The organism is Chitinimonas sp. BJB300 (assembly GCF_002735695.1).
GTDB lineage: Bacteria > Pseudomonadota > Gammaproteobacteria > Burkholderiales > Chitinimonadaceae > Chitinimonas.
Genome location: NZ_PDZH01000126.1, coordinates 1 through 11,215 on the forward strand (window position 1 = coordinate 1; position 11,215 = coordinate 11,215).

7 protein-coding genes are annotated in these 11,215 nt (G+C 56.1%); 1 reads left to right on the forward strand and 6 read right to left on the reverse strand.

What is annotated here, in order from left to right; translation table 11 throughout:
- Positions 1-428: 428 nt before the first annotated feature.
- Genes CSQ89_RS17345 through CSQ89_RS17365 form a run of 5 tightly spaced genes read right to left on the reverse strand, consistent with a single transcriptional unit; the run spans position 429 to position 9,193 of the window.
- A complete protein-coding gene (locus CSQ89_RS17345; RefSeq protein WP_099407354.1) occupies positions 429-3,227 on the reverse strand; it encodes a DEAD/DEAH box helicase in 2,799 nt (932 codons plus the stop codon).
- Positions 3,220-4,887, reverse strand: coding sequence for a site-specific DNA-methyltransferase (locus tag CSQ89_RS17350; protein ID WP_099407355.1), 1,668 nt, complete (start codon positions 4,885-4,887; stop codon positions 3,220-3,222). The genes CSQ89_RS17345 and CSQ89_RS17350 overlap by 8 nt, the downstream gene beginning before the upstream one ends.
- 7 nt (positions 4,888-4,894) lie before the next feature.
- A complete protein-coding gene (locus tag CSQ89_RS17355; protein ID WP_099407356.1) occupies positions 4,895-6,172 on the reverse strand; it encodes an RNA-binding domain-containing protein in 1,278 nt (425 codons plus the stop codon).
- A gap of 10 nt (positions 6,173-6,182) precedes the next feature.
- A complete protein-coding gene (locus CSQ89_RS17360; RefSeq protein WP_099407357.1) occupies positions 6,183-9,008 on the reverse strand; it encodes an SNF2-related protein in 2,826 nt (941 codons plus the stop codon).
- A complete protein-coding gene (locus tag CSQ89_RS17365) occupies positions 9,008-9,193 on the reverse strand; it encodes a CopG family ribbon-helix-helix protein (RefSeq protein ID WP_099407358.1) in 186 nt (61 codons plus the stop codon). The genes CSQ89_RS17360 and CSQ89_RS17365 overlap by 1 nt, the downstream gene beginning before the upstream one ends.
- A gap of 158 nt (positions 9,194-9,351) precedes the next feature.
- Between CSQ89_RS17365 and CSQ89_RS17370 the strand changes: the two genes are divergently transcribed.
- Positions 9,352-10,320, forward strand: coding sequence for a DUF4365 domain-containing protein (locus CSQ89_RS17370; RefSeq protein WP_199065657.1), 969 nt, complete (start codon positions 9,352-9,354; stop codon positions 10,318-10,320).
- 301 nt (positions 10,321-10,621) lie between these two features.
- On the opposite strand, the gene CSQ89_RS17375 is transcribed toward CSQ89_RS17370, so the two are convergent.
- On the reverse strand, positions 10,622-11,215 hold a 594-nt coding region (locus CSQ89_RS17375; RefSeq protein ID WP_099407360.1), incomplete at its 5' end, for an NYN domain-containing protein.

Sequence of the window (11,215 nt, forward strand, 5' to 3'; positions counted from 1 at the left end):
CGCCTACTCAAATATCCCGCAGCATCCCGCGGTTTCCTCCCTGGAGGTTTATTCAACGTCTGCCCGCTGGCGCCATCTCGCGGGCACGCTCATCGCGTATGGGCAGACGTCGAACAAACCTAAACCATTACTGCCGGTGGAGGCTTGCTAGTTGAACGGCGGCAACGACGCGTATTGCCGCCGTTCGATCGTGGCCCATCCACTGCCGCCGATCATGATGCCCGTGACTGCAATCATGGCTGGCCTGTTGCTGATCATACGGCTCCACGGCACCTGCTCTGGAAACATGAGTCACATCGCCGCATCCGGTAGGCGTCATGATCTCCTCGACCGTGCTGACGCTAACGTGACCCAGGTAATTTAGCGGGGCTGGTTGTGCGATGGCTTGAGTGAAGTCTGGAACAACTTGACCGCGAGACGAACCGACATCATTCAGATCGCTTGAACTCCGCTTGCAGCACTTCCACGCTACGCCCAAGGTGGATAGCAGTGTCGGGAATCAACAGGTAACGCCAGGGTTTCCCGTCGTTTTCTGACGCATGCTGGCTGGCGTAGCCGCACCAGCGCACGGCTGCCCTTGCCTTGTCCTTCACGTCGTCTTGCTCCAACTGGTCTGCGCGTTTCGGTTCGAGAAGCAAGCAGGCGTCATCGGTTTCCACCACAAAATCTGGTTCGTAGTTCTGCCCGTTCTTGTACTCAATGCGGAACTGACCGGGTGCAGGTTTCATCCATTTCAAGACGGTCGGATCGTCTTCAAGTATCTGCGCCAGCCGCCACTCGCCCTCAACCGACTGAAATTTCTGATAGGGATAACAGCACTTCTTGAAGCCCTTGAACACCATCTGGCGAATCAGGCGTTTGTCGGCAATAGGGGCACGGAAATCGCGGGGCTGTTCGCCGGCTGCCAAGGTGAAGCTGGTGGGCTTGAGCACGGAAAAACCCTGGGTGACCTTGCCAACGTAATCCGTGGGCGTGACCCAGACATGCCGCTGCATCTGCGCCCAGACGAATTCGCCGAGTTGCCGTTGCCAGTAGATCAGCACGTTTTCGAGTTTTTCCTCATCGCCACCCAGGTGTTCGCGCAGGCGGGCGATGACTTGAGCCGCCAGCCTGTAGAGCAGGTCGGCATGCTCGTCGTAGTCGATGGCGTCCTGGTCGACCAGTTGGCGGACGATGTAATCCTCGGGGCGGGTTTCCTGAACGTCGGAACCTTCCCACTGGATGCGTGCCTGCTGGTTGTCTTCCAGATGCAGTAGCAGCAATTCCTGGCTGACTGGTTGGTAATTGATTTTTTCCAACCCCTCCAGCGCAAATTCCTGAAAGTGGTAATTGACTTCGCGCGTCGGCAAGACCGCAATCTGCGGCACGTCGATGGTCATTTCGATCAGGCGTTCGGTGACGTGGCGCACCACCTGCGAGACCAGCACTTCAGGGCTAGTGGTCTTGGCCGCCTCCATGCCCGGCAAGCTAGCTTGCGGTGGGGCGGTTTCCTCGGCCCAGCGGCGAACCTTGGCCACCAACCGTTGCTGCACATCGGCATCGTTCAGGGCCTTGCTCGACGGCAGGCTGGCCGCTTCCTGCTGCACGGCGAGCAAGGCCAGTTCCGCTAAGCGGGATTCTTCCGGGCTTACGTGCTTGCCGGGCTTTGGACCAGTGATGGTATCGCTGACGGTCTTTCCATCCTGCTCCGGCTGACGGCCCGTACAGAGAATGTCGAGTACCGACCCGGTATTCAGCAGGTGCGGCTGTTTATCCGGCACGTCGGCATCTTCGCTGGCGCCGATGTATACCGTCTTCCGAATGATTGACTCAGGGTCGTTGGCGCGGTCGACAATGTCCTGGAAGCGGTCGTGGGCGATGATGCACAGCCGGTCCACCGCCTCCAGTCCGGTACGCTTACCGAAGGGCAGACGCAAGCCCCGGCCAATGGTTTGCTCGGTCAGGATTTCCGAGGCCGAAGCGCGCAAGGGCACGATGGTGTACAGGTTGGTGACGTCCCAGCCTTCTTTCAGCTTGTTGACGTGGATCACCACCTCGGTCTTCTCGTCGTGCTCCACCGCCAGCAGGCGCTGCAACGCCTCGTCGGATTCCTCGCCGGACTGGTTGGAGTGCACCTCGATAACTCGGCCCTTGTAGTGGCCTTGGAAAAACTTGTCGGACTCGATCTTCACCTTCAGCGCCGAAGCATGGGCCGTGTCCTGCGCTACCACCAGCATGAAGGGTTTAACCACCGGCTGGTCGAAGCTACGGGCGTAGTTTTCCAGTTCGACTTTGACAAATTCGTGGTGGTGGATACCGTCCTCCAGCTTGATTTCCTCTAGCCGCTCGGCATCGTACAGCTCGGCGCGGAAATCCTTGCGAGTGGCGACCGCCGGAATCTTCACATAGCCGTCCTGCAAGGCGCGGGACAGTGGGTAGTGATAAACGATATTGGCGAACTGGCGCGGGTTGGCACCCACGGTCTTGGGCGTCGCTGTCAGTTCGATGCCCAGCACCGGCTTCAAGTCGTTGATCGCCTTGGCACCGGCACTGGCGTAGTAGCGGTGAGCTTCGTCCATCAGCACCACCAGATCGGGCAGGCCCGCGAGATAGTCGAAATAGGATTCGCCGAGATACTCCCGATAACGGCGCACCCGCGCCACGCTAGACCTTACCGCGCCCTTCTTGTTGTCGCGGGCGTTGATCTTGGAAATGTTGAAGATGTTTATGTGCGGCGCCGAATCAGCGCCGAACATGTCGCCGGTCAAGGTCGCCGGAACGGCAAAATCCAGGCGCACGCCACGCCCATCCTCGTAATCCTCGCCGGTAATGATCACAGGCGGCATCTGCGCCAGTTCGGGAACGCCGGCAAAGACATACTTCGGGTGGCCTAGGGTGAAATCGTTCTTGAGCTTTTCGTAAATGGTTAGATTGGGGGCTAGCACGAAGAAATGGCGGCTGCGCCCGGTAATGAACAGCCAAGCTATGATGGCGCCCATCAACCGGGTCTTGCCGACACCGGTGGCCAGCGCGAAGCACAGGGTGGGGAAATCACGCTCGAATTTCTCCACCGTCGGGTACTGAGCGCGGATGGTCTTCAACCAGTGTTGCAGGTCGGCATCCTTGTCCAGTGCCAGCTTTTCCAGCAGACCGGCCAGGATGTCTAGTGATTCGCGTTGCGGCCCGCGTAGGGAAAGGCGGGCAGCGATTTGTTGCACGGCCTGGCTACCGTCAACGGCCTCACTCATTGTCCGCATCCTCGGTTTCGGCGTTCAGTTCAAACTCGTCATCTTCGTCGGGCAGCGGCTCCGGCTCGGCCAGCACGTCGATGGAAAAGCTGTAATCGTCGTGGTCCCACTCACACTTGTGCAATACGGTCTTGGGAATTTTCTTCAGTGTCAGGTTCGGGAAGGCGCTGGCGTCGGCCATGAAGGCCTTGCAGCAGATCAACAGCGAACGCTTGTTGCCGACTTCCTCGCTGATGACGCGCAACTGGTCGTGCGAGAGGCTGCCGGTAGTAACATAGATGAAATCGGTTTCCGTGCTGCGGCCGTGCTGCCAGAACGTGGACTGGCTGGGTGCGTAGGTGAAGCCCATCAGCTTGCACATGGCCTCGGAGAGCATTTCGCCGTTGTATTCCGGGTTGATGACCCAGTGGCCCCATTTGTCCTTCTTGAGAAGCGACGGCGCCAGACGGTAGTAGCGAAAACCGCCGCCACCCTGCCAGCCAACGGCCTTGGTAATGCCGCCGGGGTCGTCACCATTGATGACCTTTTTCAGGCGGGGCACGATGTGGGTGTGGCAGTGCTCACCCAACTCCACCATGATCCAGCGCCGGCCCATTTTGTGAGCCACGGCGCCAGTGGTGCCGGAACCGGCGAAGGAGTCGAGGACGAGGTCGCCGGGGTTGGTGGATAGGTGCAAGACACGTTCAAGCAAACGCTCAGGTTTGGGAGTACTAAATAAATCCTCTCCGAAGATCGCACGCATTTCCTTCTTCGATTCATCGTTGTGCCCAACTTCGTCATATGGCCAAATAGTCGTGCTTGGGATGGTGTCTGTTACCTCAGAGAGAAACCGCTTGTACGCGGGGCGTGCGTCGCCATCAACACCAAACCAGATGCGGTTGTCTGCGATCAGTTCCGCGAATTTCTCCTTTGTGTATCGCCAGCTTGTTCCTGAAGGTGGCATAACTTCACGCCCGGACGGAAGCTTGACTGGAAAAATCGCGTAGTCACGGGCTTCATTGCGAAGAACGTCACTGGCCTTCCACGGGCCGCGATGATCGTTGTCGCGATTGGTGTAACGCCCAGTCTGCTTCTCTGTCTTCGGTAGACGTCTGAGGTTAAACCGATCAAGTTGCTTCGCGACCACCAAGACGAAATCGTGAGACGCAGAAAAGTACTTTGAGTCGGACTTTGGAGCATATTTCTTCTGCCAAATGACCGTTGCCACGAAATTCGCCCGTCCAAACACCTCATCGCATAACACCTTGAGGTAATGCGCCTCGTTGTCATCAATCGTGATCCACAACGAGCCATCCTCCGCCAGCAGCGTGCGGATGATTTCCAGTCGATCCCGGATCAGCGTCAGCCACATCGAATGCTCGACGCCGTCGTCGTAGTGGGTGAAGGCGCTGCCGGTGTTGTAGGGTGGGTCGATGAAAACGCATTTGACCTTGCCGGTGTATTTGCCTTCCAGCGCTTTCAGGGCCAGCAGGTTGTCGCCCTGGATCAGCAGGTTGTCGTCGAAGGGCGTCGGGCCGGATTCGGCCTGCTCCACCAGGTCGGCGACCGGCGGCGCGGCACGGTAGGAGAGCGTCTTGTCTTCGAGCAGGATGCGCGGTTCGAGCCGGGGACGGTTCTGTTTGCCGGGCCAGGTAAGTTCGAGTTTGGTCTTGGTGGTCATCAATGACTTATTCTTCTGCGGTGAACTGCGCCAGCAGGCCGTTTTTCTCCCGGCTGGCGGCGTAGATGGTGAGCTTGAGTTCGGTGTGGTCGATCTGCTCGTAGAGCGGGCGGCGTAGCGACAAACGCTCGCTGGCTCCAAGGATGGTCGGTACGCCTTCGCCGCGCCGTTCGATGAGGTTTTGCCGCTTGCTGACGGGGTCGGCCGGGTAGTAGCGGGAGAGCAGGTTCACCAGGGTTTCGTTGCGGGTGATGCTGTTGGCTTCCATGCTGTCCACGGTCAGGCTGTTGGGCAAGCCACCGGGGGTGGAGAGTTCCAGCCGGTCGGCGAACAAGTGCAGGCGGATACGGGCGCCGTGCATGGAGTAGTCGCGGTGGGCGACGGCGTTGACGATAGCTTCAAAAACGGCGGCCAGGTCGTATTGGGGAATATCGATGCGACCGGGGCGCTTGACGGCTTCGACGCGCATGTTGCGTTTGACGAAGTTGAAGGCGAGGCGAAGCTGTTCATCGACCGGGCCGTCGCAGTCCTGGGCATCCACTTGGTATTCGGCATTGCGTTCGGTGCCGAAATAGGCGACGCACTGGACGTAGGCGGAGGAGAGAAAATCGGCCGGGCGCGGGGTGAGCAGCAGCACGCCACTGACGGTGAGGCGTGTTGTGCCGCTTTCGTCGTCGCCGATCAGGTAGAGCTTCTTGAGCTGCGTCTGTTCCGGCAGGTCGCCGCGCAGGAAGCGGGCCTTGAGTTCCGGGGCGATGGCCTCCTTGTCGGCCTGGGGCACAAGCTGCTCGTCGAAACGGATGAGGCGCACCATGCTGCGCTGCTGGAACATGCGGGCCAGCAGTTCAGGCGACATTTCCCGCTTGCTGGAACCGATGCGGTGGTAGTAGCCGCTCGGGCTGCGGTGGACGAAAACGCTCTTGGCGACACGCACCCAGACGATCGGTCTGGGCTCACCTTGGCGGTTGGGGATTTCCACCAGCCGGGTTTCGATGGGTAGCGGTGGATCGACGAGTTGGCTGGCGATGTTGGCAAGCCACAGGTCTACCATATCTAGGTTCTCGCGGGCGATGCCTTCGACTTCCCGCGTTTTGTCCGCCACACCGAGCACCAGAATGCCACCGCGCGCATTGGCGAAGGCGGCGAGTTCATCGGCGATGCTGTCACGGTGCGGTTGTTCGACCTTGTTGCTCTTGGTGGTGACGCTCTTGAATTCGTAGGCAGAATCTTCGCCCAGTCTGATCTGGTAGATCAGTTCGCGAATAAGGTCGGTGGTGTCGATCATGGGGTTTTTCTCATGAGGCTTTCAGGCGCCAGCGGATGGCGAACAGGCGTTGGCGCTGCGGTGTGATTTCCAGCGTGGCTTCGATTTCGTTGAGCAACCGGTCTTCTTCCGCATCAATGCGTTTTTTCTCTTCGTGGTAATCGAGCATCACGCGGTCGCGCTCCTGCTCAAGCTGCTTGATGGCTCGCTTGACGTTGAGCTTGTCTTGCAGCGAGGTCAGCAGGCGGGCGGCTTTGCGGGCTTCCTTGATTTCCTGGTCGAGTTGCTTGATGCGGATATCGAGGGCGATGCGCCGGTCTTCGGCCCAGCCTTCGAGTTTTGCGGACTCTTCGGTGAAGTAGTGTTCGTTCAACAGCAAGGCGGCATCGAACTTCTGGCTTTCCTGTTGCGCCAGTTGTTGGGCGAGTTCGGTTTCATTGAGCGAAGCTTCCTCCACGTCGATGAGGCGGGCCGGTAAGGTAAGCAGGCGTTCGGCGGATAGCGTGTCCAGGTCTTCGCCACCATCGCTGCGGGCTGCAACCAACAGATGTTCGATGCGGCGCTTGGCGGTGGTTAGGGAGAGTTTTTCGACCAGCAGCTTGCCCGATTGACCGGTAAAGTCCCGGAGTCGGGAGTGCTGGCCCTTTGGGGTGTGGCCGAGATCGAATTCTAGCGTTGCAACGGGGAGCGTTTCCAGGGAAGCCTTGGCCTCGGCAAGCAGTGTGGCGCCCAGCCCTTCGTTGGGGCGCAGGAAACGGGCATTGGCAATTTCGGCTTCCTGCCAGCGCACATCGTACCAGTGGCCGTCATGCAGAAAGCGGTGGGAATCGAACTGCGCCTTGGGCAGCATCATACGGGCGAGCAGCAGCAACTTTTCCTGATAGTCGTTGACGTGCTGTTCAGTCTTGTCCTTGGTCAGGTTGAGGTGTTTGACGACATCGACGTCAAGATTTTCCAGCACCGAGCGTCGTGTTTCCGTGGTGCGGGCATCGAGTTCAGTTTTGAATCTGGTTTGTAGCTGATCGAATTCGGCGTTGATCTGGGCGTCGTCGCGGCAACGTTGGTAGATGTCGTGGATGTGGCGTTCAATATCGACGCCGGATTCAATGCTGCCGAGAATTTCATCAGAAGCGCCGAAGACGCCTTCGAACAACTTAAATTTCTCGCTAAGCAGTTCGAAGACCCGTTCGTCGGCCCGGTTGCCCTTGTTGATGAAATTGACCACAACGACATCGTTTTTCTGTCCGTAACGATGCACGCGCCCGATGCGCTGCTCGACCCGCTGCGGGTTCCAGGGCAGATCGTAATTGATGAGCAGCGAGCAGAACTGGAGGTTGATACCTTCGGCGCCGGCTTCGGTACAGATGAGAATTTCCGCCGCTTCTCGGAAGTGGTCGACTAGCGCGGCTTTCATGTCGGCCGTTTTGGCGCCGGAAATGCGGCCGCTGCCTTCGTGCTGTTTTAGCCAGTTCTTGAGGATGGCTTTTGAATCCGCGTCGGCATTGCTGCCATTGAGAATGGCGATTTTGCCGGCATGGCCGTTGTCCTCAAGGAGTCGCTTGAGTTGCGATTGGGTGCGGACCGATTCGGTGAATATGACGGCCTTGTGCTTGCCACCCAAACGTTCGGCAAAATCGAAGGCTTTGCCGATAACGCGCAGCAAGGCGTCGGCTTTGGCGTCGCGGGTTATGTGTTCGGCAAGGCTACGGAAGTTCTTCAGTTGATTGACTTCGGCTGCCAGGGCAGCGGGATCGACGATGTCGTCCTCATCGATTCCTTCCTCATCGGTCAGATCGGCGATGGCGTCATAATCGTTCAGCGCGTCGGCGAGCGGCAGTTTCTTTTCGAGGCGCTCGATCATCGTGGTCAGCGTGCCCTGGATGGCGAAGGAGGACGAGGCCAGAATCTTGCGGATGACCAGCGTGACCAGATGCCGGGCGCCGGGTTTGATCGACAGGATATTGTCGTCCTGGAGATATTCGGAAACCTGGCGATAGAGTTCGAGTTCGTCCGGTGACGGGCGAAAGTCCTCGGTCATCGAGTAGCGGCGGGTGAATTTGATGCCGCCAGTTTCCTGGACCTGCCGTCGCAGGGTGCGTTTGCAGATGCTTTTCAGGCGGTCGCGCAGTTGCTCGAACTCGGCACTTTCCAGTTTCGGTCGGCAGTAGCGCGCCTTGAAGGCGTCGAGGTTGCCGAAAAAGTGCGGGTCGATGATGGCGATCAGGCCGTAGAGCTCCTGCAGGTTGTTTTGCAACGGCGTCGCAGAGAGCAAAAGCTTGGGCCGGCTTTTGAGCGCAGCATCGAGCCGGCTGGCAATTTTGGCGCTTTCGCCTTTGTAGAAATTGCGCAGCTTGTGCGCTTCGTCAAAAACCACAAGATCCCAAGGTATGGCGGCCAGTTCGGTCTGCTTGCGCGAGGCGAATTCATAAGAGCAGATGACGACGGCGGGTTCGCCAAAAGCGCTTTCCGTCTGGAAGGGGTTAGCTGCGCCAGCCGCCTGCGCTTCCTTGAAGTTGCGGGCTTCGAGAATCCGGGAGGGTAGAGAGAATTTCTCGACCAGTTCTTGGCTCCATTGCTTGCGCAGGGTGGCCGGCACGACCAGCAGCAGGCGGCGTTTGTGCTCGGCCCATTTTTGCGCCAGGACCAGACTGGCTTCAATGGTTTTGCCGAGGCCCACTTCGTCGGCGAGAATGACGCCGTTGGAGAGCGGCGAAGCCAGGGCGAACAAGACTGCATCCACCTGGTGCGGATTCATGTCTACCTTGGCGCTGGCGATGGTTTGGGTAAGGGCTTCCTCGGCGACGCCCTCAAGCGACAGCACGTGGGCGATGTAGCCGCTTTGGTAGCGGGTGTACATCAACCTTGATCCTTTTCAGGGGCAGCAAGGGGATGAAAGTCTCCGCGTTTTTCCGTGCGTTCGAGAAATTCGTTGACCGCCTGGCGAACCAACCAAGCCAAGGAAAGGCTGTGTTGGTCGGCCATCTGCTGCAGCCGCTCGAGTTGCTCGACGGGGAGGGATACCGTCGTTCGTATGGTCTTCATGTTTCATCCATTTGCATCACTTTGCAGCATTTTACTTGGACAAGTGTGTCCCAGCCAAACTACATCGACACTTGCATCAATTGACTACCCAACGTCAGGTATCCTGCCCATCGGAATCACCTACAATAATCTGATGTTTTACAAACTGCCAAATCCTGATGACAAAAGTCCAAACTGAGCGACTTGGGGTTGCAGCAATCGAATACTTCTTCTCTGAACACGGATGGTTGTTTCGGGAGCAAATGAAGCACGACTATGGCATCGACGCTCACATCGAGATCGTTAATGACGGGCGTCCGACCGGCAAGCTGATTGCTCTCCAAATAAAAAGCGGTGCGAGCTACTTATCAGAAAAAACTACTGACTCCATCATATTCAGAACCGACGATAAACATGCCGCCTACTGGGTTGGACACTCAATGCCAGTTGTGGTGATCTTGTATGACCCTGAGACAAAACAAGCTTACTGGCAACAGATCAGCCGAGAGGCACTTAAGAGTACTAAGAAATCTTGGAAACTTGATATTCCTCAAATTGATATGTTTGAGGATTCAGAGCGAACTCTGCGAGAGTTCGCTTCCCTAACCCAACCGGAACCGTACCTTCGACGCCTCAATAAACTTCGAGTTGATCGAAAATGGATGGACCTAATTAAGCAAGGTAATGAAATCCGGATTTACTTCGAGGATTGGGTAAACAAGTCGCTCCCACGATATAGGATCACTATCTTTAACGGTGACAAAGAGGAGGAGACTTGGCCTACTCTATTATATGCTCCAGGCATTGGGGTTGACGCAATGCTTAGGTTCTTTTTCCCATGGGCTGACTTTATAGTTGATGAAGATGCTCATCGAGAGGGGCTAGAAGGCGATTGGGTGGCTGAATGCTATTTGGGGCGTGATTCTGATACCGGCGAACCATACTATTCACAGAAATTTAATGATTGGTACAGCCCTCCTAAGGGAATCGTTCCCATTTCTCATGATGGTGAAACCGCTGGCTACATTTTAATTTTGTCCCTTAACGACTTCGGTAAAAGCTTCTTAGAAATAGACGATTACTTAGCTGATCCGAATGCTCCCGAGAAAATTGGCTTTACATTGAAGAAACCTCCCACTACCGTCTAATGCCATAAAGGCATTAAGGTGATTCGTGAGAGGTTGCACTAAAATCTATCAAAAAATCGGTATGCATTTGAAGTCTGTGTCCGGCAGTTGCAAGAGAATTGCTGGAAGTGAGGCCAATAAATGAGTTCAATTTTGTCCGCTTTGACAACAATATGTGTGCATACCATCGGTCGTTTTTAACTTCTGCTTTTGGCTGAAAACAGCCAGTTCAGCAATAATTGGTATTGGCACTTTAGCTTGCTGTATTAAACGAAAAATATACTGCGTATAAGGGCTTAAGCTGAGACATAAATCGCAATAGTTACTTTGCTTTACCACTGTACCGTTTAACCAGCTTATGTTTTAACAATTCCGATTCATGCACCCGTAATACGAGGTCTGCATGTTCCTTGAGTCGGGAAGAAAAACTACGGCTTTTTTCATCCTCTGGAGTGCCGTTAATAAATTCGACGGAAATGACATGCTTGCCTTTGGCTTTGGCATGGGCAATTGAGGGAATGGCATCCGCATCGCCTGAAATAAGCACCGCTACATCGTAATTGTCCTGCAAGGCGACTAAATCCACCGCAATGGAAGTATCGAGCCCTTTTTCCTCTACATACTTCCTCAGGAAATTCACTTTCCAATGGCCGCATTCAATGATGTCGATTAAATCGGTAGAGCTGCGCACCGCTTGATAAAACCCTTTCATTTTTTCCAATGAATCGACTTTGGCGTTGTACCAACTTTGAAAATTGGCAAAACAAGCCTCCCACGCCAACGTTTCTAAGTCCTTGCCCTGGGTATTTTTTTGCTTGGCATATTGCCGCCAGTATTCTTTGGTATCCCGATCTTTTAAATAGGCGCTCTTTAAGGCAGCCTGGGCCTGAAATTGGGATAAATCCCAATTATCGAT